Origin of the sequence: Anaerotruncus sp. AF02-27 (genome assembly GCF_003465835.1) — a bacterium.
Taxonomy (GTDB): domain Bacteria; phylum Bacillota; class Clostridia; order Oscillospirales; family Ruminococcaceae; genus Anaerotruncus; species Anaerotruncus rubiinfantis.
The window spans coordinates 16,055-42,571 of sequence record NZ_QSBX01000023.1; the positions used below are offsets into that span (position 1 = coordinate 16,055).

Below are 26,517 nucleotides of genomic sequence, written 5' to 3' on the forward strand. Positions count from 1 at the left end.
ACCGCTGGCTTTTTGTTACGGAATGTTCATAAATTGCCCTTGACATACTTGACCGGGTATGATAAACTAATATACTGTATCAAAATGGCTATTTCTGCAATTATTCACGAAAATTATAACATGTTTCGACATGTTTGGCAATAGGAATTTGCAAAATTTACGGGAGACGGTTGGGAAACCTGTAGAATTTGCACAATGCGTGGATCAATTGCCCCAGCGCCGGACGGCGCGGCGGACTATACGCGGGGAACCAAAAATTCATCGCGTAAATCAGATGAATGGAGTGAGCAAAGCCTATGGTGAATGTAAAGCCAGTAACACAGGGCAAGACGACTCGTATGAGTTTTTCTCGGATCGACGAGGTTCTCACGATGCCGAACCTCATCGAAGTACAGAAAAATTCCTACCAGTGGTTCCTGGATGAAGGGCTGAAAGAGGTGTTCAAGGACGTCTCGTCGATCACGGATTACCAGGACAACCTGGTCCTCGATTTTATCGACTACCGTCTGGACGACAAACCGAAATACACCATTGAGGAATGCAAGGAGCGCGACGCGACCTATGCCGCTCCGCTGCGCGTGCGCGCCAGCCTCCTCAACAAGGAGACCGGCGAGGTCAAGGAGCAGGACATCTTCATGGGTGATTTCCCGCTGATGACCGAAAGCGGCACCTTCATCATCAACGGCGCGGAGCGCGTCATTGTTTCCCAGTTGGTGCGTTCCCCGGGCGTCTATTACGGAGCCGCCCACGACAAGAGCGGAAAACAGCTTTTTACCGCCACCGTCATCCCCAACCGCGGCGCGTGGCTCGAATACGAAACCGACTCAAACGACGTTTTCTACGTCCGCATCGATAAAAACCGCAAGCTGCCGGTGACCACCTTCATCCGTGCGCTGGGGCTTGCCTCGAACGATGAGATCATCGGCTTTTTCGGCGACGACGAGCGCATTATGGCGACCCTCGAAAAGGACAGCACCGTCAACACCGAGGAGGCGCTCCTGGAGGTTTACCGCAAGCTGCGCCCGGGTGAGCCGCCGACGGTCGATTCGGCGCAGAGCCACATCGACGCGCTTTTCTTTGACCCCAGAAGGTACGACCTTTCCAAGGTCGGCCGCTACAAATATAATAAGAAGCTTTCGATTACGCCGCGCATCATGGGCAGGACTGTGTCCCGTCCGGTTGCGGACCCGCTTACCGGCGAACTGCTCGCGGACGCGGGCGCGGTGCTCTCCCGCGAACTGGCTGAACAGATCGGCCGCTCCGGTGTCGATACCGTTTATTTGCAGGACGGCGAGCGCGAGATCAAGGTATTCTCGAACGGCATGGTCGACATCCACGATTTTGTGAAGTTCGACTGCACCGAACTGGGCATCAACGAAAAGGTGCGTTTCTCGGTGCTGCGCGAGCTGCTCGAGGGCTGCCAGGACGACGACGCGCTCAAAGAGCAGATCAAAGCGCGCCATGACGACCTGATCCCCAAACATATCATCAAGGACGATATCTTCGCGTCGATCAACTATCTGTGCTGCCTCGGCCACGATGTCGGCACCGTCGACGACATCGACCACCTGGGCAACCGCCGTATCCGCTCGGTCGGCGAGCTGCTCCAGAATCAGTTCCGCATCGGCTTTTCCCGCATGGAGCGGGTCATCCGGGAACGCATGGCCACCCAGGCGCAGGACATGGATGTCGTCACCCCGCAGGCGCTGATCAATATCCGCCCGGTCGTGGCTTCCATCAAGGAATTCTTTGGCTCTTCGCCGCTTTCCCAGTTTATGGACCAGACCAACCCGCTCGCGGAGCTCACCCACAAACGCCGTCTGTCGGCGCTCGGCCCCGGCGGCCTTTCCCGTGACCGCGCCGGATTCGAGGTGCGTGACGTACACTACAGCCATTACGGCCGCATGTGCCCGATTGAGACGCCGGAAGGCCCGAACATCGGACTGATCTCCTATCTCGCGACCTTCGCGAAAATCAACGAATACGGCTTCATCGAGGCCCCCTACCGCAAGGTGGATAAAGAGACCGGCGTGGTGCTCGACGAAGTCGAATACATGACCGCCGATATTGAGGACATGTACATCGTCGCGCAGGCGAATGAACCGCTCACCGCGGACAAGAAGTTCCAGAACCCCAAGGTCAGCGCCCGTTACCGCGACACGATGCTGATTGTCGAACGCGAAAAGGTCGACTACATGGACGTTTCGCCGAAGATGGTCGTTTCGGTCGCAACCGCGATGATCCCCTTCCTTGAGAACGACGACGCGAACCGCGCGCTGATGGGCGCGAACATGCAGCGCCAGGCGGTGCCGCTGCTCGTGCCGGAGGCGCCGATCGTCGCGACCGGCATGGAATATAAATCCGCGGTTGACTCGGGCGTTGCGGTCGTTTCCAAACACGCCGGCGTGGTCGATGCGCTTTCCGCCAACGAGATTGTCATCCGCGACGACCAGGGCGAGCACCATCCTTATCACCTGATCAAGTTCCTGCGTTCGAACCAGGGCACCTGCATCAACCAGCGCCCGATCGTCCAGAAGGGCGAGCGGATCGAGGTCGGCCAGGTGATCGCGGACGGCCCGTCCACTTCGAATGGTGAAATCAGCCTCGGGCGCAACATGCTCATCGGCTTCATCACCTGGGAAGGCTACAACTACGAGGACGCGGTGCTCATCAACGAGAAACTGGTCCGTGACGATATTTACACCTCGATCCACATCGAGGAATACGAGATCGAAGCCCGCGACACCAAGCTCGGGCCGGAGGAGATCACCCGCGACATCCCGAACGTGGGCGACGATGCGCTCAAGGAACTCGACGAACGCGGCATCATCCGCGTGGGTGCCGAAGTGCGCGCCGGAGACATCCTGGTCGGCAAGGTCACCCCGAAGGGTGAGACCGAGCTGAACGCCGAGGAGCGCCTGCTGCGCGCGATCTTTGGTGAAAAGGCCAGAGAGGTGCGCGACACCTCGCTGCGCGTCCCGCACGGCGAATACGGCATCATCGTCGACGTCAAGGTGTTTACCCGCGACAACTGCGACGAGCTTTCGCCGGGCGTCAACATGGTGGTGCGCTGCTACATCGCACAGAAACGTAAGATCTCGGTCGGAGACAAGATGGCCGGACGGCATGGAAACAAGGGCGTTGTTTCCCGCGTACTGCCGCAGGAGGATATGCCTTACCTGCCGGATGGACGGCCGCTTGACATCGTGCTGAACCCTCTGGGCGTTCCGTCCCGAATGAATATCGGGCAGGTGCTCGAAGTCCATCTGGGCCGCGCGGCCGCGCAGCTCGGCTGGAAGGTTGCGACGCCGGTATTCGACGGCGCGAACGAGCAGGACATCGCGGATGCGCTGACTGAAGCGGGCCTTTCGCCGGACGGCAAGACCGTCCTTTATGACGGGCGCACCGGCGAGGCGTTTGATAATCCGGTCACGGTGGGCTACATGTACTTCCTCAAGCTCCACCACCTGGTCGACGATAAAATCCACGCCCGTTCGACAGGGCCGTATTCCCTGGTCACCCAGCAGCCGCTGGGCGGCAAGGCGCAGTTCGGCGGACAGCGTTTCGGAGAGATGGAAGTCTGGGCGCTGGAGGCTTACGGCGCCGCATACACCCTGCAGGAAATCCTGACGGTAAAATCGGACGACGTGGTCGGGCGTGTGAAAACGTTCGAGGCGATTGTCAAAGGCAAAAATGTTCCGAAGCCGGGTATTCCGGAGTCGTTCAAGGTGCTCATCAAGGAGCTGCAGTCGCTCGGTCTCGACGTGCGCGTACTGGATAAGAACAACGAGGAGATCGACCTCAAGCAAACCTTTGACGACGACGAGAATATGGGGCTTACCCCTGTGGATGATTCGCTGATGGAAGGCGTCGAGGTCGCCGGCGAGTTTGAAGACGGATTTGACATTGACCAGCCTGACCCCGAGGCGGCAGATATCGATCTGCTCGACGTGGACCTGGACGACGATGTGGAGGAGAGCTTTGACCCCATCGAAGCGCTGGGCCTGGACGGCATCGCGAATGACGACAGTTTCTAATCTAAGGAAAGAGGGGTTCGCATTTTGGAATTTAACGTTTTTGAATCGATAAAAATCGGACTGGCGTCGCCGGAACTGATCCGCGAGTGGTCATGCGGCGAGGTCAAGAAGCCCGAGACTATCAACTACCGCACGCTCAAGCCCGAACGGGAAGGCCTTTTCTGCGAAAAGATCTTTGGGCCGACCAAGGACTGGGAGTGTTACTGCGGACGTTACAAGCGCATCCGCTATAAAGGCAAGGTCTGCGAACGTTGCGGCGTCGAGGTCACCCGCGCGAAGGTCCGCCGGGAACGGATGGGCCACATCGAGCTGGCCGCTCCGGTCAGCCATATCTGGTACTTCAAGGGCACCAGCTCCCGCATGGGGTTGCTGCTCAATATGTCCCCGCGCCTTCTGGAAAAGGTGCTCTACTTCGCCTCCTATGTGGTTATCGACCCGGGCCTCACCAACCTCAAAAAATACACCCTCCTTTCCGAAAAGGAATACCGCGACCTCAAGGAAGCTTATGAGGACGACTTCCGCGCCGGTATGGGCGCGGAGGCGGTCAAGGAGCTGCTTGCCGAGATCGATCTCGACAAGCTTTCCGATGAGCTCAAAACCGACCTCGAAACCGCGGCAGGCCAAAAGCGTATCAAACTTCTCAAGCGGCTCGAAGTGGTCGAGGCGTTCCGCCACAGCCACAACAAGCCCGAATGGATGATTCTTGATGTGGTGCCGGTCATTCCGCCGGATATCCGTCCGATGGTTCAGCTCGACGGCGGCCGCTTCGCAACGAGCGACCTGAACGACCTGTACCGCCGCGTCATCAACCGCAACAACCGTCTTAAGAAGCTTCTGGAGCTCGGCGCGCCGGACATCATCGTGCGCAACGAGAAGCGGATGCTGCAGGAGGCGGTCGACGCGCTCATCGACAACGGCCGCCGCGGCCGTCCGGTCACAGGACCCAATAACCGTCCGCTCAAATCCCTCTCGGATATGCTCAAGGGCAAACAGGGACGCTTCCGTCAGAACCTGCTGGGCAAGCGTGTCGACTATTCCGGCCGTTCGGTTATCGTCGTCGGCCCGGAACTGAAGATGTACCAGTGCGGTCTTCCAAAGGAGATGGCGCTTGAGCTCTTCAAGCCGTTCGTCATGAAACGGCTGGTCGACCTCAAGGTTGCCACCAATATCAAAAATGCCCGCAAAATGGTCGAACGCGCCACCGTAAAAGATGTTTGGGACGCGCTCGAAGTGGTTATCAAGGACCATCCGGTGCTTCTCAACCGCGCGCCGACGCTGCACCGTCTGGGAATCCAGGCGTTTGAGCCGGTCCTTGTCGAGGGCCGCGCCCTGAAGCTGCATCCGCTGGTCTGTACCGCCTACAACGCCGACTTCGACGGCGACCAGATGGCCGTGCACGTCCCACTTTCCGCCGAAGCGCAGGCCGAAGCCCGCTTTTTGATGCTGGCCGCGAATAACCTTCTTAAACCTTCGGACGGCAAGCCTGTCACCGTCCCGACCCAGGACATGGTGCTCGGTTCCTACTACCTCACCATGGTGCGCGAGGACGAAACCGGCGCGGGCAAGGTGTTCCGTGATTTCAACGAGGCCCTCATGGCCTACAATGCAGGTGCGGTTGGCCTGCACGCGCCCATCAAGGTGCGGGTGACAAAACAGGTAGGCGACGAGCGCATCTCCCACATTGTGGAGACGACCGTTGGCCGCATCATCTTCAACGACCCGATCCCGCAGGATCTCGGCTATGTCGACCGCTCCGACCCGGATCATGTGTTTGATCTCGAGATCGGCTTCCTCGTGCGCAAGAAGGAGCTCGGGAAGATCATTGACAAGACCATCCGCCAGTACGGTACTGCGAAGACCTCCGAAATGCTCGACCGCATCAAGGCGCAGGGCTTCAAATATTCCTGCCGCAGCGGCATCACGGTTGCCGTTTCGGACGCGGTCATCCCGCCGGAGAAAGCGGAATATATCGCGGAGGCCGACGCAAAGGTCGACGCGATCAAGCGCCAGTACGACCGCGGTTTCATCTCGGACGACGTCCGTTACGAGCGTGTGGTCGCCACCTGGAACGAGTGTTCCGCCAAGGTGAAGGACGCGCTGACCAAGACATTTGGCGAGCGCAATCCGATCTATATGATGGCCGACTCGGGAGCGCGTGGTTCAATGGACCAGATCCGCCAGCTCGCCGGTATGCGCGGACTCATCGCGAATACCTCCGGCCGCGCGATCGAAATCCCGATCAAGGCGAACTACCGCGAAGGCCTGAATATCCTGGAATACTTCCAGTCCTCCCGAGGCGCGCGCAAGGGCCTTGCGGACACCGCGCTGCGTACGGCGGACTCGGGCTATCTGACCCGCCGCCTGGTCGATGTTTCGCAGGATGTCATCATCCGCGAGAACGACTGCGGAACCCATGAGGGTATCGTCGTCTGCGACATTGTGGACAGCGGCCGCGTCATCGAGGATTTTGCCGAGCGTCTGCTCGGACGTTATGTCGCCGACGATGTCGTCGATCCCAAGACCGGTGAAGTGATCGTCTCCCGCGACAAGATGATGACCGAAGCCGATGCCAAGAAGATCCAGGCCGCGGGCTACACCGAGGTGAAGATCCGCACCCCGCTCAACTGCGAGTCGAAGATCGGCGTCTGCGCCAAGTGCTACGGCGCGAACCTCGCAAACGGCCAGCCGGTTGGCGTGGGCGAAGCGGTCGGCATCATCGCGGCACAGTCGATCGGTGAGCCGGGCACCCAGCTCACCATGCGTACCTTCCACACCGGCGGCTCGGTTTCCGCGGCGGACATCACACAGGGTCTTCCGCGTGTCGAGGAGCTGTTCGAAGCCAGAAAGCCGAAGAACAGCGCGATTATCTCTCACCTGGACGGTGTTGTTTCGTTTGAAAAGGATCAGAAGGGCGGCGACTTCGTGGTCGTCACTGCTGAGGACGGCGAACGCTTCGAGCGGCAGGTCGTCTACGGCTCCACCCTGCGTGTGCAGGAGGGAGACGTGGTCAAGAAGGGCGACCTCATCACCGAGGGCGCCATCGAGCCCAACGAGATCCTGACGGTTTCCGGACATCTCGCGGTACAGGATTACCTGATCAAAGAGGTGCAGCGCACCTACCGTACGCAGGGTGTTGACATCAATGATAAGCATATCGAGGTCATTGTCCGCCAGATGATGCGCAAAGTCAATATTGAGGACGGCGGCGACACGATGCTCATCACCGGCGCGAAGATCGAGAAGAGCGAGCTCGCGCGCATCAACGCCGAAGTCGACCGCCTGAACGCCCAGGACGGCGGGGAACGCCGCCACGCGGCGGGCACGCCGGTCCTGCTGGGTATCACGAAGGCGTCACTCGCAACCGAGAGCTTCATGTCGGCAGCCTCCTTCCAGGAAACCACCCGCGTGCTGACCGAAGCCGCGATCAAGGGCAAGGTCGACCATCTGATGGGCCTCAAGGAAAACGTCATCATCGGTAAGCTGGTCCCGGCCGGAACGGGCACGGTGGATTACGATACGCTCGAGATCGTGGACGCCGAGAGCCATGCCGACCACAGCGACTACAGCTTCATCTCCGATCTGGACGATGCGGAGGACATGCAGACAGTTTAACCATTTCACGTTTTTATCAACGCGACGCCGGTACGTCCCGCGGGACGTACCGGCGTCTTGGACGAAAGCGGAAGGATTTTCAGGCTTTTCTAATGGTAAAAACGTACAAAGACGGTAAAATTTTAATGTATGTATTGACAATGAGTCAAATGAGGCATTATAATAAAGAACTGTGAGACTGTGTCATAATGCGGTTTCAGCGGGATCGGGATGCTTCTGATCCCTTGAAATAAACAGATGGCCAAAAAGGCCAAAACAAAGTAAGGAGGTGCAATATGCCAACATTTAACCAGCTTGTACGCAAAGGTAGAGAGGTCACCGTCAAGAAGTCCACCGCTCCTGCGCTGCTGAAAGGATGGAACTCCAAGAAGAGAGTTGCAATCGATCAGAATTCCCCGCAGAAGAGAGGCGTCTGCACGGCCATCCGTACTTCTACCCCGAAAAAGCCGAACTCTGCGCTGCGAAAGGTCGCGAGGGTCAGACTGTCCAATGGATTTGAGGTTACTTCTTACATCCCCGGCATCGGCCACAACCTGCAGGAGCATAGCGTCGTGCTCATCCGCGGCGGGCGCGTTAAGGACCTGCCTGGTGTCCGTTACCACATCATCCGTGGCACACTGGATGCGCAGGGCGTTGCAAAACGCATGCAGGCCAGATCCAAATACGGCGCGAAACGGCCGAAGGCTGGTGCCAAGAAGTAATAAAACTTTTCGATTATTCTGCCAATTTTAGGCTAACATATAGATGTGAGCCTCGGATTGGCGCGAACGGGAGTTTTGTCACTTTCGAGTACCAATGAATTCATTATATTTATGAAGGAGGGAAGCGAAGTGCCAAGAAGAGGTCGTATTGCAAAACGTGATGTTTTGCCGGACCCGCTTTACAATTCCAAGCTCGTCACCCGGCTGATCAACAATATTATGTATGACGGCAAAAAAGGTGTCGCACAGAAGATTGTATACGGTGCATTCGATATCGTCAAAGAAAAGACGGGCAAAGATCCGCTGGAAGCTTTCGAGCAGTCGATGGAGAACATTATGCCCGTGCTGGAGGTCAAAGCCCGCCGCGTCGGCGGTGCAACCTACCAGGTTCCTATGGAGGTGCGTCCGGAACGCCGTCAGACCCTGGGTCTGCGGTGGCTGACCACCTACAGCCGCAACCGCGGCGAGAAGACCATGAGAGAGCGCCTTGCGGGCGAGATCATGGATTCTCTCAACCAGACCGGCGGCGCCGTCAAAAAGCGCGAGGATACCCACAAGATGGCAGAAGCCAACAAGGCGTTTGCACATTACCGCTGGTAATCCGCCCCATCTGGGAGTCAGTTTTTGTTATTTCATTCTACCGGCGGCGTCAGCCCATCGCTGATTGCGGCGTCGGAGCGCAAGAAATTTAGGAGGACACTATGCCAAGAGATGTATCTCTGGAAATGACACGAAATATCGGCATAATGGCCCACATTGACGCCGGCAAGACCACCACCACCGAGCGTATCCTGTACTACACGGGCATCAACCACAAGATTGGTGAAACGCACGAAGGCACGGCGACGATGGACTGGATGGCGCAGGAGCAGGAGCGTGGTATCACCATCACCTCCGCTGCGACCACCTGTTACTGGAAGGGCCACCGTATCAACATTATCGACACCCCTGGACACGTGGACTTCACCGTTGAAGTCGAGCGCTCGCTGAAAGTGCTCGACGGCTCGGTGACGGTATTCTGCGCGAAGGGCGGTGTTGAGCCGCAGTCTGAAACCGTTTGGCGTCAGGCGAACAAATACCACGTCCCGCGCATGGGTTACGTCAACAAGATGGACATCATGGGCGCGGACTTCTACCGCGTCATCGAAATGATGCGTCAGCGCCTCAAATGCAACGCTGTCCCGATTCAGTTGCCGATCGGCGCCGAGCAGTTCTTCAAGGGCATCATCGACCTCATTGAAATGAAGGCCGACGTCTACTATGACGACCTTGGAAAGGACATGCGCGTTGAGGAAATCCCCGAGGATATGATGGAGAAAGCCCAGCAGTACCGTGAGGAACTGCTCGAGCACCTCGCTGATTGCGACGAGGCCTTCATGGAGAAATACCTCGCGGGCGAGGAGATCACCACGGAGGAAATCCGTACTGTGATCCGCAAATCCACCATCGCAAACACGATGGTTCCGGTCTGCTGCGGTACGTCCTACAAGAATAAGGGCGTCCAGAAGCTGCTCGATTCGATCATTGATTTCATGCCTTCCCCGACCGATATCGAGAGCATCAAGGGCACCAATCCCGAGACTGGTGAGGAAGAGGAGCGCAAACCGGGCGACAAGGAGCCGTTCGCGGCGCTTGCGTTCAAGATTGCGACCGACCCGTATGTCGGCAAGCTCTGCTTCTTCCGCGTCTATTCCGGTACGCTGACCGCGGGTTCGGGCGTTTACAACCCGAACAAGGACAACACCGAGCGCATCGGTCGTATCCTGCAGATGCACGCGAACCACCGGAAGGATCTTGAAGTCTGCTACTGCGGCGATATTGCGGCGGCGGTCGGCCTCAAGAACACCACCACCGGCGACACGCTGTGCGATCCGAAGCATCCGATCATCCTGGAGTCGATGGAGTTCCCGGATCCGGTTATCAACCTCGCGATCGAGCCGAAGACCAAGGCTGGCCAGGAAAAAATGGCCATCGGCCTTTCGAAGCTCGCCGAGGAGGACCCGACTTTCCGGACCTACACCGATCAGGAAACCGGACAAACGATCATCGCGGGCATGGGCGAACTGCATCTGGAGATCATCGTCGACCGCCTGCTGCGTGAGTTTAAGGTTGAGGCGAATGTCGGTAAGCCGCAGGTTGCTTACAAGGAAACCATCCGCAAACTGGCTGATGTCGACCACAAATACGCCCGCCAGTCGGGTGGTAAGGGTCAGTACGGCCATGTCAAGATCAAGATCGAACCGAACGAGAGCGGCAAGGGCTACGAGTTTGTCAACGCGATCGTCGGCGGCGCAATCCCGAAGGAATACATTGGTCCGATCGACCAGGGTATCCAGGGCGCGATGCTGGCCGGCGTCCTGGCGGGCTATCCTGTCGTTGACGTGAAGGTCACTCTGTACGACGGCTCCTATCATGAGGTCGACTCCTCTGAAATGGCCTTTAAGATCGCCGCTTCGATGGCGTTCAAGATGGCGATGCAGAAGGCTGACCCGGTTCTGCTCGAACCAATCATGAAGGTTGTTGTCACAACCCCTGAGGACTATATGGGCGACGTCATCGGCGACCTGAACAGCCGCCGCGGCCAGATCCAGGGTATGGAAGCGGTCTTCGGCGCGCAGGAAATCCGTGCGTTTGTCCCGCTGTCCGAGATGTCCGGCTACTCCAACGACCTGCGCTCCAAGACGCAGGGCCGTGGCAACTATGTCATGGAGCCGAGCCACTACATCGAGGTTCCGAAGTCGATTGCAGAAGGAATTATGTCCGAAAGAGGCAAAAAAGCGGAATAATCCGGCTTTCCCTCTTGCAATTTTGCCTGCAACTTGATAGAATACAAACTATAGTCCCCAGGCTTTAAAATTAAAAAATCATTCTTATAAGGGAGGAAATTTTCGATGGCAAAGGCACATTTTGAAAGAAACAAGCCCCACGTAAATATCGGTACCATCGGTCACGTTGACCATGGCAAGACCACTCTGACCGCTGCGATCACCAAGGTTCTGGCTATGAAAGGCCAGGCCCAGTTCGAAGCGTATGACATGATCGATAAGGCCCCGGAAGAGCGCGAGCGCGGCATCACCATCAATACCGCTCACGTTGAGTATGAAACCGACAAGCGTCACTATGCGCATGTCGACTGCCCCGGACATGCCGACTATGTTAAAAACATGATCACCGGTGCCGCGCAGATGGACGGCGCGATCCTGGTTGTTTCCGCGGCCGACGGCCCGATGCCCCAGACCCGTGAGCACATCCTGCTCTCCCGTCAGGTTGGCGTTCCGTATATCGTTGTTTTCATGAACAAGGCGGACCAGGTTGACGATCCTGAGCTGCTCGAGCTCGTTGAGATGGAAATCCGTGAGCTGCTTTCCAGCTATGACTTCCCGGGCGACGATATCCCGATCATCAAGGGTTCCGCTCTGGTCGCGCTGGAGTCCACTTCCACCGATCCGGCTGCTCCGGAATATGCCCCGATCCTCGAACTGATGGACGCTGTCGACGAGTACATTCCGACTCCGGAAAGAAAAGCCGACCTGCCGTTCCTGATGCCTGTTGAGGACGTCTTCACCATCACCGGCCGCGGCACCGTTGCGACCGGCCGTGTGGAACGTGGCCAGCTGAAGACCGGCGACGAAGTTGAGATCGTCGGCCTGCAGGACGAGAAGAAAAAGACCGTTGTTACCGGCATCGAGATGTTCCGCAAGATCCTCGACTACGCTGAGGCTGGCGACAACATCGGTGCGCTGCTGCGTGGTATCCAGAGAACCGAGATCGAGCGCGGACAGGTTCTGTGCAAACCCGGCTCCATCCACCCGCACGTCAAATTCCGCGGCCAGGTCTATATCCTGAAAAAGGAAGAGGGCGGCCGTCACACCCCGTTCTTCAACAACTACCGTCCGCAGTTCTATTTCCGCACCACCGACGTTACCGGCGTCATCACCCTGCCGGAAGGCGTTGAGATGTGCATGCCTGGCGATAACGTCGAGATGGACGTTGAGCTGATCACCCCGATTGCGATCGAGGAAGGTCTGCGCTTCGCGATCCGTGAAGGCGGCCGTACCGTTGGTTCCGGCGTCGTCATCAAGATCAACGACTAATTTTTATTCACAGAAAAAAGGCCCTGATGCGTTTGTATCAGGGCCTTTTGTGTTTTAGAGGAGTGGATTTCATGAACTATCAGCGCGAATATTCCCGCCGCATCCGGCTGGGGGTCATCGGGGTCGGCGCGCACGCCTATCGTAACCTGCTGCCGCTGCTCAGTTATCTTCCGATCGAACTCCAGGCGGTCTGCAACTTCTCCAACGAGGAGGCGGGAAGGCGAACCGCCGCCCAGTATGGCTGTCATTATTACAAAGGCGCCGAACGGATGTATGAGTCGGAAAAGCTCGACGCGGTGCTCCTTTGCGCTTCCCCGCAGGCGCATACCACGCTGGCTTGTGAAGCGTTGGACCGGGGAGTGCATGTATTCACCGAAAAGCCGCCCGCGATGAACAGCGGCGAGCTGGAGCGAGTGCTTACGCACCGCGGTGACCGCGTCTATGTAGTTGGTTACAAAAAAGCGTTCATGCCGGCGACGGACAAGGCGGTTGAATTTGCACAGAGTGAGAAGTACGGCCGGGTGAAGTCGATTTTGGCTTCCTATCCGGTCAATCTGCCGCCTGACCCCGCCGGATCGCTTGCGCGCGGGGAATTTTCCGACTGGCTGGCCGACAGCTGCCATCCCATTTCCTTTCTGCTTGCGGTGGGCGGCAGGGTAAAGACAGTCCAGGCTACCCAGGGGCCGCTTGGCAACAGTGTCTGCATCCTCGAATTTGAAAACGGCGCGCTGGGGATTCTGCACGGGGCAACAGGCCCGGATCTGCCGGTTGAGAATTACAGCGTCTATGGGGACAATTGGGATCTGCAAATCCGCAACACCGATACGGTCATCCTGAATCGTGGCATTCCTTTTGAATTGGGACGCACCGAAAGCTTTACGGTACCGGGAGAGGAATACGGATCGATTGTCTGGCGCCCGCAGAACTGTAAAGCAACGCTGGAAAACAAGGCGCTTTTCGTGCAGGGAATGTATGCTGAGATGAAACATTTCTGTGATTGCGTGCTGGAAGGCAAACCGGCCACACGCGGGACGCTTGAATTTGCCATTCAGGTGTGCCGGGTGAGTGAAGCGGCCATGCGGTCGTGCGGGCAGAAAATTCCGGTCAATTCGTGAGCCGCAGGGCTCTGTAGAATTACCTGCCGCCTGTCTGTAAAAAAGAAACCCTTGGGGCTGCCTGATGGATCTCTTAAGTGTATTCCTTTTTACATTTGGACTGATGGGTAAGGACTTCGTCAATTTCACTAGGCGTTAAATGAAGCAGAAAAATATGATCAAGTAAATAAAGAGATAAATCGAAATTGAAATGGAGAAATTTCTATGTTTGAAAAAAAGGAAAAAAGATTTGCACTAAAAGAAGAAGAAAACTATAGTTTTGGAGTGGTCAGGATTATAGTTGATACAAAAACTGGCGTTAATTATATTATGACTGTAGGCGTTGGAGGCTCCTCAATTACCCCGCTGCTTGATTGTGATGGCAATGTAGTTGTTGATAAATAAACTCCTCATTTATCGGGCAGTTGCTGCCTGTGAAGATACCTCCTTCCGTTCCTTCGGCGGAAGGAGGCTATTTATATCCTGAATCAGTCCAAAAGGTAAAAGGGAGCAGGTGTTTCCCGCCTTGACAAAGCGCGCGCGAAGGACTATAATATAGAAAATTTGATCAGTCTGTTTCAGGGCGAGGTGCAATTCCTCACTGGCGGTAAAGTCCGCGAACCGGCGATGAGCCGGCTGAATGGGTGAAACTCCCATACCAACGGTATAGTCCGGATGAAAGAAACGGCGCAACAGGCGGACAATCCGCCACTACGCTACGTCCTTGAGCCATTTGGTTTGAGGGCTTTTTCATTTTCCTGACAGACCTCGACGGAGGTAATGTTATGAAAGCAAGCGCATCCACCAGAAAACTCACCACCATGGCCATGCTCACCGCGATCTCGATCGTGCTGGTGGCAATCATCCATTTCCCGCTGTTCCCGGCGGCGCCGTGGATGGAATACGACCCGGCCGACATCCCCATCTTCATTGGGACCTTCCTGTTTGGGCCGCTGTCGGGTCTTTGCCTGACGCTGGTCGTCTCGGTGATCCAGGGACTCACGGTCAGTGCGGCGAGCGGGCCCATCGGTATCCTCATGCACTTTTGCGCGACCGGTTCGTTTGTACTTGTGGCGGGCAATCTCTATAAGCACAGCCACACCCGCAAGGGCGCCGTAACCGCGCTCGTATGCGGTATAGGGGCCTGGACATTGGCAATGGTGCTGTGGAATCTCATCTTCACGCCGATTTTCATGGGCGCGCCGATGGAAGCGGTGCTTGAGATCATGATCCCGGTGATCATCCCGTTCAATCTGGTCAAGGCCGGGATCAACGCGGTGGTGACCTACCTGGTCTATAAACCGATTGCGCGGCTGGTGCGGCATGAACATTTTGAGGCCGCGCCGCAGAACCCTTGACAAAGTATGCCGGATCGTGTAGACTATATTTCGTGAATTGAATACTGCCTTATGAAGAGTGGTGGAGGGAACAGGCCCTATGAAGCCCGGCAACCTGCATTTTGTGCAAGGTGCCAAATCCTGCGGCATGGCCGACAGATGAGGATGGACGCGAGCTCGGTTTATGCCGGGCTCGTTTTTTGTTTGATGCAGGGATTTTCATCATATTTCGCACAACATAATCGGATAGAATCCGGTTGGAGATTCTCCGAATCTGTTGTGAAAAGAGGAACTGATCCATGAAATTTCAGGTTTTTTGCAGAAAGGCCGTGAGCTTGGTGCTCGCGGCGGCCTTGGGGTTGGGGCTTTCAGCCACGGCGTCGGCGCGGGAATATAACGATTACGAGGAAATCGTTTCTCACGTCAGCCTGAAGGTGCCGGGAGAACTGAATATCGCGCGTCCAGCGGACGATATCACCACATCGGCTTCCAATTATTTCATTATGGGTTCGTCCGATCCGGACGTGAAGCTCACAATGAATGGCGAGGAGGTCAAAAACCGCGGCGCGCGCGGCAGCTTCGGCGTTTACGTCGCGCTGGACAAGGGGGAGAACACCTTCAAGTTCAAGCAGGGAGCGAAAAGCGCTACTGTTACCATCATCCGCGGGCAGGTTACCGACGCGCCCACCACCAAGGTGATCTCCAGCATGGCGCCATCCTACGACTGCGCCACCGTGAGCGGTGAAACGATCCGCCTTTCCTGTGTGGCGCCGAGCGGCGCGACTGTTGTCGCGACGGTCGGTGGACGGCAGGTGAAACTAAAACAGGCCGCGGCAACCGCCAAAAAAGGTGTTCCGGCCACTTTCACCGGCGAAACGGTCGCCGGACAGGTGCAGGGTACCCGCGACCTCGGTCCGGTTACATACACGCTGAATGGCAGCCAGACCTTCACCTCCGCCGGAAAGGTTTTCCTTGCCGGGGAACTGGGGTCGCTCGCGGTGCAGGTCAAAAACAATGTGGCGAACGTCTATAAGGATTCGCAGCGCAGCGCCTATATCGAAACGGCGAAGCTTGGCGCGGTCGATGTGGTCGTCGACATAACCTCCACCATGTACAAGCTCTCGACCGGCGGCTGGGTGATGAAGGAATCGGTTCAGCCGCTCACCCGTGTGCAGGACGTGACCCTCGATGTGGACGAAATCTCGTTTGGGGTAGAGGACGACGGTAAAGGCGAGATGCTGACCCTTTCGGGCGGCGGCAAGCCGATGTTCCGCGCCTACATGGACAGCGAGACCCTGAACGTCAAGCTCTTCAACACCGCCATCTCACAAAACCAGGCGGCCGCGCTCGACGATGCGATCGGCAGGCGAAGCTATCTTTTCACCGGCGTGGAGCTGGATTATGAGGGCCAGGACGCGATCCTCACCTTCCCGCTGGCAGGCGAAAAGGGACTTTGGGGCTACGACGTCAGTTATGGCGCGGACGGCGGCGTGAATATCTATGCGAAGTACCAGCCCCGCCTTTCGGATGGGGACAAGCCGCTCTCCGGCGTCACCATCGCGGTGGACGCGGGACACGGCGGCGCCGACCCGGGGGCGCTGGGTATCCCGCTCACAAGCGGCGCGACCGAGAAGGACATCACGCTTGCGACCGCAATCGCGGTGCAGAAGCGGCTCGAGTCGCTCGGGGCGGACGTGGTGATGTGCCGGACGGATGACAGCGACGTCACGATGAATCAGCGGATGACCGACACCTTTGCGGCGCGCGCGGACCTATTTATCTCGCTGCACTGCAATTCGATCGGCTACGACACCGACGCCTCCAAGCCGAACGGCACCGAGGTCTACTATTTTGAGAACATCGCAAAAAAACTGGCGACGGCCCTCTCCGCGAATGTCTCAGAGTATACAGGCCGCACAAACCGCGGTGCGAAGTTCTCGAATTACCGCGTGACCCTCAACAGCTACGCGCCTTCGGTTCTGGTCGAGATGGGTTTCCTCACCAACCCGGCCGAGTACGACAGCATGACCAGCCGGCGCGGCATCTATAACACGGCCAACGCGGTAGGCGACAGCGTACTGGCGGCGCTCAAATAAACATTCCGTATTTTCACAACAGATCAAAGATAAAGGAGAATGGAAAAATGGCAAAATACCTGTTCACCTCGGAATCGGTCACCGAAGGACATCCCGATAAGATCTGCGACCAGATCTCCGACGCGGTGCTCGACGCGATCCTGGACAAGGACCCGACGGCGCGTGTGGCGTGCGAGACGGCGGTCACCACCGGCATGGTGATGATCATGGGTGAGATTTCCACAAACTGCTATGTGGACATCCCCGCAATCGCCCGCAAAACGATCGAAGAGATCGGATACGACCGTGCCAAATATGGTTTTGACTGCAAGACCTGCGCGGTGCTCACCTCGATCGACGAACAGAGCCCGGACATCGCGCTCGGCGTAAATGACGCGCTGGAAGCCAAAAATGGGGAGACCGGCGAGGCGGACACAACCGGCGCCGGCGACCAGGGCATGATGTTCGGGTATGCATCCGATGATACCCCGGAACTCATGCCGATGCCGATTTCCCTGGCGCATAAGCTTGCAAAGCGGCTCACCGAGGTGCGCAAAAGCGGAATTTTGCCCTACCTGCGTCCGGACGGAAAAACCCAGGTCACGGTGGAATATGCCGACGACCGGCCGGTGCGGATCGACGCGGTGGTCATTTCGAATCAGCACGCGCCGGAGATTTCGCTCGAGCAGATCCGGGCGGACATCATCGAACAGGTCATAAAGGCCATCATCCCGGCAGAGCTGATGGATGAGAAAACCAAAATCTATGTGAACCCCACTGGACGGTTTGTCATCGGCGGGCCGCAGGGGGACAGCGGGCTCACCGGACGCAAGATCATCGTCGATACCTACGGCGGATTCGGCCGGCACGGCGGCGGCGCTTTTTCGGGCAAAGACCCGACCAAGGTCGACCGTTCGGCGGCTTATGCGGCGCGGTATGTTGCGAAGAACATTGTCGCGGCAAAGCTTGCGCGCCGCTGTGAAATCCAGGTGGCCTACGCCATCGGCGTGGCGCATCCGGTTTCGGTCAATGTTAACACCTTCGGCACCGGCACAGTCAGCGACGAGAAGCTCGCCGAAGCGGTGATGAAAGTGTTCGATTTGCGCCCGGCGATGCTCATCAAATCGCTCGATCTGCGCCGCCCGATTTACCAAAAGCTTGCCGCCTATGGACATATGGGAAGGGAAGACCTCGGCGTAAACTGGGAAAAAACCGACAAAGTGGAGGCGCTTTTGGCCGCAGTCAGGTAATTTTTTGCAAAAAAACAGAAACACATTTTCACCTCGGCGCATAAGATGTGCCGAGGTGATTTTTATGTTGGATGCGATCATTTGGATTTGTATGGCGATCCTTGCGTGTGTGGGCTTTGTGCAGTGTGCCACCTGGCTGGCGGTGCGTCATAGTTGTAAAGGAAATCACGTTTACAGAGTGATCCCCATCGGCGGAGAGGGCAAAAACACCGGAAACCAGATGGCGCTGATGTACACCTGCCTGCAATGGGAGGCGAACCCCAGCCGCCAGGACTATGTACTCTACGGCATCGGTCTGAACGAGAAGGAACAGCAGGCCTGCGAGGAACTCGCGCGCGCGGCGGGGGTCTGCTTTGTGCAGACGCCGGAGGAACTGGAAGCGCTGCTGCGAACCCCCTGAGCCGCTTGCCCATGCGGATGATTTGTATTATAATGGGAAACAGATTGTCCCGGCCGTAAAACCGCCGGGGAGGACGTTGGGAAAGGAGGAGCGCGGGAGATGCAAAGCGGGGAGCTTTACAGGCTGGAGGGCAGCGTGGAGGCGGTTATCTATCACAATCCGGACAACGGCTACTCGGTTCTGGAGATTGCGACCGATGAGGACACGGTCACAGTGGTCGGGGAGTTCGCCGACATCGCGGTTGGGGAGACGCTCAAGGTGACCGGTGTGTATACCACTCACCCGAAGTATGGTTTGCAGCTCAAGGCGGAGCAGTATGAGCGCTTGATGCCCGCGACCGCCGCCGCTATCGCGAGCTACCTTTCCTCCGGCGCGATCAAGGGGATTGGCCCTGCGATTGCCAGAAAGCTGGTCGAACGCTTCGGGGACGATACCCTAACCGTGATCGAACAAAATCCGGCAAGGCTTGCTGAGATTGGAGGAATTTCGCCCAAAAAAGCGGAAAGTATTTCCAAAGAGTATCAAAAACTATTTGGTATACGGACGGTAATGCTATTTTTGAGCAATTTTGGGGTTCCCGCGTCGTTTGCGATCAAAACCTGGAAGAAATTGGGGATGGACGCGCAGGAGATCGTGTCAAAAAATCCCTATGTTCTGTGCAGCGAAGAGATCGGCGTCGCTTTTGAAACCGCGGATGTGATTGCTGCCCGTGGCGGCGTTGCGCCCGACAGCCTCGAGCGGATTGGGGCGGGTGTCATGCATGTGCTGCGTCACAACACCGGCAATGGTCACACCTGCCTGCCGCAGGAGAAGCTGGTCGAGGTATCCTGCCGCCTCACCCAGGTGGACAGCTACCATATCATCGACGGCGTGGACGAATTGGTCGCGCGGGGGGAGCTGGTGCGCCTTGGTGTGAACGGGGAGGACTTCATCTACATCCCCCGGTATTACGAGGCGGAATGCTACATCGCCTCCAAGCTTTCCCTGATGCTCCAGAACACCGGCGAGGGCCTTTTGCCGGATGTGGACGGCTTTGTCGCGGAGCATGAGCGGCGGCAGGGGATCGTCTATGCCGAATTGCAGCGCCGTGCGATCACCACCGCGATCACCCGGCCGATGATGATCCTGACCGGCGGGCCGGGCACCGGCAAGACGACCGCTATCGCGGCGATCATCCACCTGCTCGGGCAGATGGGGGAAAAGGTGGCGCTTGCCGCGCCGACCGGGCGCGCCGCAAAGCGGATGAGCGAATTGACCGGCGTGGAGGCAAAGACCGTCCACCGGCTTTTGGAAGTCGACTATTCGGACGGCTCGGGCGCGCTGCGCTTCAAACGCAACGAGAAAAACCCGCTTCCCTGTGACGCGGTCATCATCGACGAGACCTCGATGATGGACACGCTCCTGTTTGAATCGCTGCTGCGGGCGCTCAAATTTTCCTGCCGGCTCATTCTGGTGGGCGACCCGGACCAGCTGCCGTCGGTCGGCGCGGGCAACACGCTCGGGGACCTTATCGAGAGCGGCGTGGTGCCGGTGGTGCATCTGCGGGAGATCTTCCGGCAGGCGGCCAAGAGCCTCATTGTCACCAACGCCCACGCAATCGTGACCGGCGCGTATCCGCGCATGGATCAGAAGGACAACGACTTCTTCCTGCTCACCTGTGAAAGTTCCGCGCAGATCCTTACGGTGACCGCCGACCTGTGCAGGCGGCGTCTGCCCAAGAGCTACGGTTATTCCCCGATGTGGGATATCCAGGTCATCGCGCCGACCCGCGTCGGCGCGGCGGGCACGGGGGAGCTCAACCGCGTGCTGCAAACGGCGCTCAACCCGCCCGATCCGGCGAAAAAGGAGTTTGCCGCCGGGACGGTAACTTTTCGGGAGGGCGACAAGGTCATGCAGATCAAAAACAATTATGACCTTGTATGGGAAAAGGACGGCGGCGAACAGGGGATGGGCATTTTCAACGGGGATATCGGGGTGATCGAACTGATCAACCGCCCATCCTCCTCCATGATAATCCGGTTTGAGGATCGGAACGTGGAATACTCCTTTGATATGGCAAATGAACTTGAACTCGCCTATGCGATCACTGTTCACAAAAGTCAGGGCAACGAATACGACGCGGTGATCATGCCGCTGATGGACGGCCGCAGCCGGATGTATTACCGAAACCTCCTCTATACCGCTGTGACCCGCGCCAAGAAGCTGCTCATCATCGTGGGCAGCGAACGCGCGGTGCGTATGATGGTGGACAATCATAAAAAGTCGCGCAGGTACACGAACCTGGTATACCTGCTGGGAGAGGTGTGCGATGGCGAAGTTCAGTGACCGGCTCCTCTCGCTGATTTTCCCCAATAAATGCTTCCTGTGCGGGAAGGTGCTTGAAGGGGAGCGGTGGCTGTGCGAAGCCTGTGAAGGCCAACTGCCGTACACCGCGGATGAGCTTTGTTCGGGCTGCGGCAAGCGGTATGCGGAATGTATGTGCGGTGAAATCGCGGACAGCCTTTCCGGAGCCGCCGCGCCGCTCTATTACACCGGCGGCACGGCGCGCGGCATTCATCGCTTTAAGTACGACGGGCGCCGGTACTATGGGAAGTATCTCGCCGCGCTGATGGCGGACGCGGTGCGGGACACCTTTCCGATGGTTTCGTTTGACGGGGCTGCCTGGGTGCCGACCCATGCGGCCAAGCTGCGGGAGCGGGGATTCTGCCCGGCGCTGTTGCTTGCGCGCGAGGTCTGTGCGCGGCTCGGGCTGCCGCTGCTCGAAACCGGCCTCGTCCACACCGGACGCGGCGGCGCGCAGATGCGCCAGGGCGGCAGGGAGGCCCGCCGCGAAAACGCGAAGCGCAATTTTTCGATCCGCAGGGATACGAATCTTTGCGGCAAGACAGTCCTTTTGGTGGATGATGTGCTTACGACCGGTGAAACGGCAAAACGCTGCGCGAGGCTGCTCTTAAAAAAGGGGGCGGCTGAGGTCTATGCGGTCTGTGCCGCGACGACCCGGGAGGATGAGGACGGATAGCGGACTTTTATTGCAAAAATTGTCGAATTGCGGTATACTACTACTGTTTTGATTTCGCTTTAATTATTTGGAGGCTCAAATATGAATTCTATTGACATCGGGATCGACCTCGGCACGGCGACAGTATTGGTTTACGCCGGGGAACAGGGAATCGTGCTGCGTGAACCGTCGGTAGTGGCGATCAATACCAAAAACGACACCATCCTTGCGGTGGGGGATGAAGCGCACGCCATGATCGGCAAGACCCCGGCGGAGATCAGCGCGATCCGTCCGCTGGAGGACGGGGTCATTTCGGATTACAAAATGTGCGAAGAGATGATCAAATACTTTTTGCGCAAAGCCTGCCCGAGCAATATGGTCAAGCCCCGCGTCGCGCTCTGCGTGCCGTCGCTCATCACCGGCGTGGAAGCGCAGGCGGTGGTCGACGCGGCGGTCGTGGCCGGCGCGCGCCGGGTATTTCTGATCGAAGAGCCGGTCGCCGCGGCAATCGGCGCCGGGATTGATATCTCAAAGCCGGAGGGAAACATCGTGCTTGACATCGGCGGAGGCACCAGCGATATCGCGGTCCTTTCGCTGAACGGCATCGTCTGCAAGAATTCGATCAAGATGGCGGGCGACAAGTTCAACGCCGCCATTGTGCGGTATATCCGTTCAACTTATAATCTGCTGATCGGGGAACGGATGGCGGAGAATATCAAAATTTCGATCGGAAGCGTCGATCCGAATGAAGAGGATCTCACCTTTGAGGTCAAAGGCCGCAACCTGGCGACCGGCCTGCCGAACAAACGCACCATTACCCGGCGGGAACTTTATCCGTCAATCCTCGATTGTGTGGTGGAAATCCGCGACGCGGTGCATGCCGTGGTGGAAAAAACCCCGCCCGAGCTGGTGGGTGACATCTATACAAACGGACTTGTGATGACCGGCGGCGGCTCGCTGCTGCACGGGTTTGACACCTACCTCAGCCGGGAACTGAAGATGCCGGTGCGGGTGGCGGAAAATCCGGTTGAATGCGTTGCGATCGGCACCGGCCGCTCGTTCGACTACATCGATGAGCTGGTGGACGGTTTTATATCTTCTTCGACGCACAAGCACTGAATCTGGAAAACGCATAAATTCCTCCTGTGGCTGGAATACTTTAAGTATCCAAACCAAAGGAGGAATTTTTGATGCCGCTGACTTCCAAGGAACTCACCGCGATCGAGGACCAACTGGGCGTGGAACAGAATATGGTCAAGAAGTTTTCGATGTACGCGACCATGACGACCGATCCGCAGCTCAAGACAAAATTTGAACAGAACGCCGCCAAACATCAGAACCACTATAATAAACTGCTCCAGCAGTTGGGTTAGGAGGGAGCGCCATGCCAAATCAGAATCAGAAACAGCAGCCGTTTGGGGATCGTGAGATGATGGACGACGCGCTTTCAAGTCAGAAGTTCATCACCGAAGGCTATAACAGCTTTGCGAATGAATGCGCATCCCCGGCCGTGATGAGCGAGCTGATGAACATCCTGAATGAGGAACATCAGATCCAGCACGAACTTTTTGACGAGATGTTAAAACGCGGCTGGTATGCCACCGAGCCCGCTCCGCAGAAAAAGATCGACCAGTGCAAACAGAAATATCCGGCCAACTGAGCCGGTGCATACAAATGCCCGCCATTTTCCAAACGGCGGGCATTTGTTTATTCCTTTGCCGGGGCGAGGTGCACATCGAGCTGATTATAGGGGATCGAGATGCCCGCCGCGTCGAACCGCCGCTTCGATTCCTCGAGCAGGTCGAATTTGAGCGTCCAGTAGTCGTCGGTCCCGACCCAGACGCGGCAGCCGATCTTGATGGCGGAATCGCCGTGTTCGACCATCCGCACGAGTGGGGCGGGATTGTCGAGCGCGAGCGGGTTCTCCGCGATGATGGCGGAAAGAATCTGTTTGGCCGCTTCGAAGTCGTCGTCATAGCCGATCGAAAAGTCGATGTCGAGCCGGCGGGTTTCCCGGCCGGTGAAGTTTATGATCTGCGCCTTGGCCACGTCGCCGTTGGGGATGTGCACAAGTTTGTTGTCGATGGTGCGCATTACGGTGTAGTTGAGGCGGATCTCCTCGACGGTGCCTTCGTTTCCAGCGATTTCGACATAGTCCCCCAGTGCGAACGGCTTTGTAAAAAGCACCGACATGCCGCCCGCCAGGTTGCCGAGCGAATCCTTGACGGCGAGCGAAATCGCCAGACCAAAGACGCCGAGCAGAGCGATAAACGAGCCGACTTCGACGCCCAGGGTGGCAATCACCGTGATGCCGAGGAGGATATACAGGATGACGTTAATGATCGAAAGCAGGAAATTGTGGAGCGTGGGATCGAGCTTCGAGCGGATGAGCGCCTTGCGCAGCAGGCGGGTGACGATTCGGATGAGGACGATCCCGATGACAAGGACCGCGGCGGCGGTCAGCAGGTGCGGAAGATAATCGAGGAACGCCTCCCACAGGAAGGACCAACGGCTTTTCGGGTCCATGCTGGCGAGCTCGTCGACGACTTTATTGACGGCCGCGGCGGCCGATGCGGTATCGAGGGTTTCGGTTGACATAGATCAGGTACTCCTTTCGGGGGGATGGGGCTGCTCGGTACTTTTGAGAAATGCGGAAGGCGGCTGCCCGGTGACCTTTTTAAAGACGCGGGAAAAATAGAACGCGTCGTCATAACCGACCGAGGCGGCCACAGCGGAAATCGGAAGGGAGGTGTGTTCGAGCAGTTCGCAGGCCTGGGAAATGCGAAACTGCGTGAGGTATTCATTTGGGGAAGTGCCGATGTGCCGCATAAACACCCGATAGAGATGGCTGCGGCTGATGCCGACCGAGGCGGCGACATCGCCCACGTCGATTTCTCCGGAATAGTTGTGGGCGATAAAGCGGATGGCGCTTTCGACATATTCGAGCGAAAGATCACCCGCGGCGGCAGAAACAGGTCCCTGTTCCATCAAAAGCCCCAGCAGCAGGTAGAGGTTTCCAATGGCTTTTAGTTCGCTGGCCGGCGTGGTGCCGGAGGACTGGTAGATACGCACAATCGCGTCACGGATCTCATCCGGGTTTTGGAAGCGCACCACCGGATCGTCTTTCCGGAAAGAGGTCTGGCTCATCAGGATTTTGGCCTCGGCGCCGTTGAACCCGGCCCAGCAGTATTCCCAAGGGTCGTTTTCGTCCGCGCGGTAGGTGACCACCACCGACGGATAGATGAGGAAGGTGTCCCCGGCGGTGATGCGGTGTGTCACGCCGTTTTCGGTGTAATAGCCGCAGCCGGAGATCACATGGTGCACGAGATAATGATCCCGCACGCCGGGCCCCCAGGTATGGGAAGGCCCGCATTGCTGCGCGCCGCTGTTATAAATGGCAATCGGGAGGCTTTCCCGGGTTTTGGTCTTATAAGAATGCTTGAATACACCGGACGCCATGCAGCACACCCCTTCCATAATTCATAAGTATAAACGATTCCGGCTTTTCATGCAACAATAATCCATAAATATGGTAGTTTTGTAGGTTGCAAATTTTGACTGTTTGGGTTACGCTATAAAAAAGCAACATCCGGATTTTGAATGGACAGGGAGCGGGAGGAATACCATGAATACACAGTTGCTGCGCGAGGAACTTTTTAGCGGGAAATTCGACCGCGTGTTCCAGTACCTCTACAGTGAGAAATCTCCCGGCCAGCGCGCGCGTTACGCGGCGGCGGCCGAAGCGTTTGAAAAACTGTTCGGCCAGGGGCGCGAAGCGGAACTTTTCAGTGCGCCGGGACGCACCGAAATCGGTGGAAACCACACCGATCACCAGCACGGCTGCGTGCTCGCGGCGGGGGTGAATCTCGATGTGATCGCGGTCGCTTCCAAGAACAGCGAACAGGTGATCCGGATTCAATCGGAAGGGTTCCCGATGGACACGATTGATCTTGGCGACCTTTCGGTTCAGGCCGCGGAGAAAAATCAGGCCGCGGCGCTTATCCGCGGGGTGGCTGCAAGAATGAAACAGCTCGGCTATCCTGTCGGCGGCTTTGACGCCTACACCACTTCGAACGTGCTCAAAGGTTCCGGGCTTTCTTCTTCGGCCGCGTTTGAGGTGCTGGTCGGCACAATTTTAAACCACCTTTACGCCAAGGCCAAATCCGACCCGGTGGAGATCGCGCAGATTGGGCAGTATGCCGAGAACGTCTATTTTGGAAAACCCTGCGGACTGATGGATCAGACTGCGTCGTCGGTCGGCGGGTTTGTCGCAATCGACTTTTGCGATCCGGCGCATCCAGTTGTGGAGAAGGTCGGTTTCGACTTTGCCGCGTCGGGCTATAAGCTCTGCATTGTGGACACGGGAGGCGACCATGCAGACCTCACTGCCGATTACGCGGCGATGCCGGCCGAAATGAAGTCGGTGGCCGCGGTGTTCGGCAAGGAGGTTCTGCGCGATGTTTTGCCCGAGGAGTTCTATAAAAATCTGGCGAAGGTGCGGGTGCAGTGCACCGACCGCGCCATCCTGCGCGCCTTCCATTTCTTCGCGGACAATGAGCGCGCGCCGAAGGAAGCGGAGGCGCTCCGGCGCGGGGATTTTGCGGAATTCAAACGCCTCATCATCGAAAGCGGCCGGTCGTCGTTCATGTATTTGCAGAACTGCTCGACCTTCCGCAGCGCCAAGGAGCAGGGCATCCCGCTCGCGCTCGCGCTGAGCGAACATATTCTCAAAGACCGCGGAGCCTGGCGGGTGCACGGAGGAGGCCTGGCCGGCACGATCCAGTGCTTTGTCCCGTCAGATATGCTCGAAAATTATCAGCACAGGATTGAGTCGGTGTTTGGACCGGGGTCCTGCCATGTGCTGTCCATCCGGCCGGCCGGCGGGGTGAAGGTTTCGGAAGAACTGCTGAAATGATGTG

20 protein-coding genes and 2 riboswitches are annotated in these 26,517 nt (G+C 57.5%); of the genes, 18 read left to right on the forward strand and 2 right to left on the reverse strand.

Annotation, left to right across the window (positions count from 1 at the left end):
- Nucleotides 1-296: 296 nt before the first annotated feature.
- From rpoB to DWV16_RS14665, 17 genes are all read left to right on the forward strand, one after another.
- Nucleotides 297-4,037: a DNA-directed RNA polymerase subunit beta gene (rpoB, locus tag DWV16_RS14585; RefSeq protein ID WP_066453341.1), complete on the forward strand. Its 3,741-nt coding sequence runs from the start codon at nucleotides 297-299 to the stop codon at nucleotides 4,035-4,037.
- A 21-nt stretch (nucleotides 4,038-4,058) separates the two neighbouring features.
- The gene (gene rpoC / locus DWV16_RS14590) at nucleotides 4,059-7,649 is read left to right on the forward strand and encodes a DNA-directed RNA polymerase subunit beta' (protein WP_066453344.1); all 3,591 of its coding nucleotides are present in this window, start codon (nucleotides 4,059-4,061) and stop codon (nucleotides 7,647-7,649) included.
- Nucleotides 7,650-7,924: 275 nt separating this feature from the next.
- Nucleotides 7,925-8,350 carry a 30S ribosomal protein S12 gene (gene rpsL / locus DWV16_RS14595; RefSeq protein WP_016315396.1) on the forward strand — a complete coding sequence of 142 codons (426 nt, stop codon included), beginning with the start codon at nucleotides 7,925-7,927 and terminating at the stop codon, nucleotides 8,348-8,350.
- Between the two features lie 129 nt (nucleotides 8,351-8,479).
- Nucleotides 8,480-8,950 (forward strand): 30S ribosomal protein S7, encoded by a 471-nt coding sequence (gene rpsG / locus DWV16_RS14600; protein WP_066453347.1) that lies wholly within the window; start codon nucleotides 8,480-8,482, stop codon nucleotides 8,948-8,950.
- 101 nt (nucleotides 8,951-9,051) lie between these two features.
- On the forward strand, nucleotides 9,052-11,136 hold the full coding sequence (gene fusA, locus DWV16_RS14605; protein ID WP_066453355.1) for an elongation factor G: 2,085 nt from the start codon (nucleotides 9,052-9,054) through the stop codon (nucleotides 11,134-11,136).
- A 105-nt stretch (nucleotides 11,137-11,241) separates the two neighbouring features.
- The gene (tuf, locus tag DWV16_RS14610) at nucleotides 11,242-12,444 is read left to right on the forward strand and encodes an elongation factor Tu (protein WP_066453358.1); all 1,203 of its coding nucleotides are present in this window, start codon (nucleotides 11,242-11,244) and stop codon (nucleotides 12,442-12,444) included.
- A 71-nt stretch (nucleotides 12,445-12,515) separates the two neighbouring features.
- On the forward strand, nucleotides 12,516-13,559 hold the full coding sequence (locus DWV16_RS14615) for a Gfo/Idh/MocA family protein (RefSeq protein ID WP_118479950.1): 1,044 nt from the start codon (nucleotides 12,516-12,518) through the stop codon (nucleotides 13,557-13,559).
- A gap of 204 nt (nucleotides 13,560-13,763) precedes the next feature.
- Nucleotides 13,764-13,943 carry a DUF6440 family protein gene (locus DWV16_RS14620; protein WP_066453363.1) on the forward strand — a complete coding sequence of 60 codons (180 nt, stop codon included), beginning with the start codon at nucleotides 13,764-13,766 and terminating at the stop codon, nucleotides 13,941-13,943.
- A 165-nt stretch (nucleotides 13,944-14,108) separates the two neighbouring features.
- Nucleotides 14,109-14,229, forward strand: a riboswitch (FMN riboswitch).
- A gap of 94 nt (nucleotides 14,230-14,323) precedes the next feature.
- A complete protein-coding gene (locus tag DWV16_RS14625; protein WP_118479953.1) occupies nucleotides 14,324-14,896 on the forward strand; it encodes an ECF transporter S component in 573 nt (190 codons plus the stop codon).
- Nucleotides 14,897-14,942: 46 nt separating this feature from the next.
- Nucleotides 14,943-15,041, forward strand: a riboswitch (SAM riboswitch).
- Nucleotides 15,042-15,174: 133 nt separating this feature from the next.
- Nucleotides 15,175-16,971 carry an N-acetylmuramoyl-L-alanine amidase gene (locus DWV16_RS14630; protein WP_118479955.1) on the forward strand — a complete coding sequence of 599 codons (1,797 nt, stop codon included), beginning with the start codon at nucleotides 15,175-15,177 and terminating at the stop codon, nucleotides 16,969-16,971.
- A 47-nt stretch (nucleotides 16,972-17,018) separates the two neighbouring features.
- Nucleotides 17,019-18,200 (forward strand): methionine adenosyltransferase, encoded by a 1,182-nt coding sequence (gene metK, locus DWV16_RS14635; RefSeq protein ID WP_066453377.1) that lies wholly within the window; start codon nucleotides 17,019-17,021, stop codon nucleotides 18,198-18,200.
- Between the two features lie 67 nt (nucleotides 18,201-18,267).
- Nucleotides 18,268-18,600, forward strand: coding sequence for a hypothetical protein (locus DWV16_RS14640; protein ID WP_147349477.1), 333 nt, complete (start codon nucleotides 18,268-18,270; stop codon nucleotides 18,598-18,600).
- 99 nt (nucleotides 18,601-18,699) lie between these two features.
- Nucleotides 18,700-20,925: an ATP-dependent RecD-like DNA helicase gene (locus tag DWV16_RS14645; RefSeq protein WP_118479959.1), complete on the forward strand. Its 2,226-nt coding sequence runs from the start codon at nucleotides 18,700-18,702 to the stop codon at nucleotides 20,923-20,925.
- Entirely contained in the window at nucleotides 20,909-21,619 is a 711-nt protein-coding gene (locus DWV16_RS14650) for a ComF family protein (RefSeq protein ID WP_118479961.1), read from the forward strand. The genes DWV16_RS14645 and DWV16_RS14650 overlap by 17 nt, the downstream gene beginning before the upstream one ends.
- Before the next feature lie 81 nt (nucleotides 21,620-21,700).
- The gene (locus tag DWV16_RS14655; RefSeq protein WP_066453386.1) at nucleotides 21,701-22,717 is read left to right on the forward strand and encodes a rod shape-determining protein; all 1,017 of its coding nucleotides are present in this window, start codon (nucleotides 21,701-21,703) and stop codon (nucleotides 22,715-22,717) included.
- 71 nt (nucleotides 22,718-22,788) lie between these two features.
- Complete coding sequence (locus DWV16_RS14660) at nucleotides 22,789-22,971, forward strand: hypothetical protein (RefSeq protein WP_066453389.1); 183 nt, start codon at nucleotides 22,789-22,791, stop codon at nucleotides 22,969-22,971.
- Nucleotides 22,972-22,982: 11 nt separating this feature from the next.
- Nucleotides 22,983-23,258 (forward strand): spore coat protein, encoded by a 276-nt coding sequence (locus DWV16_RS14665; RefSeq protein ID WP_066453392.1) that lies wholly within the window; start codon nucleotides 22,983-22,985, stop codon nucleotides 23,256-23,258.
- Between the two features lie 47 nt (nucleotides 23,259-23,305).
- Here DWV16_RS14665 and DWV16_RS14670 read toward each other — a convergent pair whose 3' ends face one another.
- Both DWV16_RS14670 and DWV16_RS14675 read right to left on the reverse strand, forming a co-directional pair.
- Complete coding sequence (locus DWV16_RS14670) at nucleotides 23,306-24,196, reverse strand: mechanosensitive ion channel family protein (protein ID WP_118479963.1); 891 nt, start codon at nucleotides 24,194-24,196, stop codon at nucleotides 23,306-23,308.
- 3 nt (nucleotides 24,197-24,199) lie between these two features.
- A complete protein-coding gene (locus DWV16_RS14675; protein ID WP_066453395.1) occupies nucleotides 24,200-25,057 on the reverse strand; it encodes an AraC family transcriptional regulator in 858 nt (285 codons plus the stop codon).
- A gap of 166 nt (nucleotides 25,058-25,223) precedes the next feature.
- On the opposite strand from DWV16_RS14675, the gene DWV16_RS14680 reads away from it, so the two are divergent.
- Entirely contained in the window at nucleotides 25,224-26,513 is a 1,290-nt protein-coding gene (locus DWV16_RS14680) for a galactokinase family protein (protein WP_066453398.1), read from the forward strand.
- The last annotated feature ends 4 nt before the right edge of the window (nucleotides 26,514-26,517 follow it).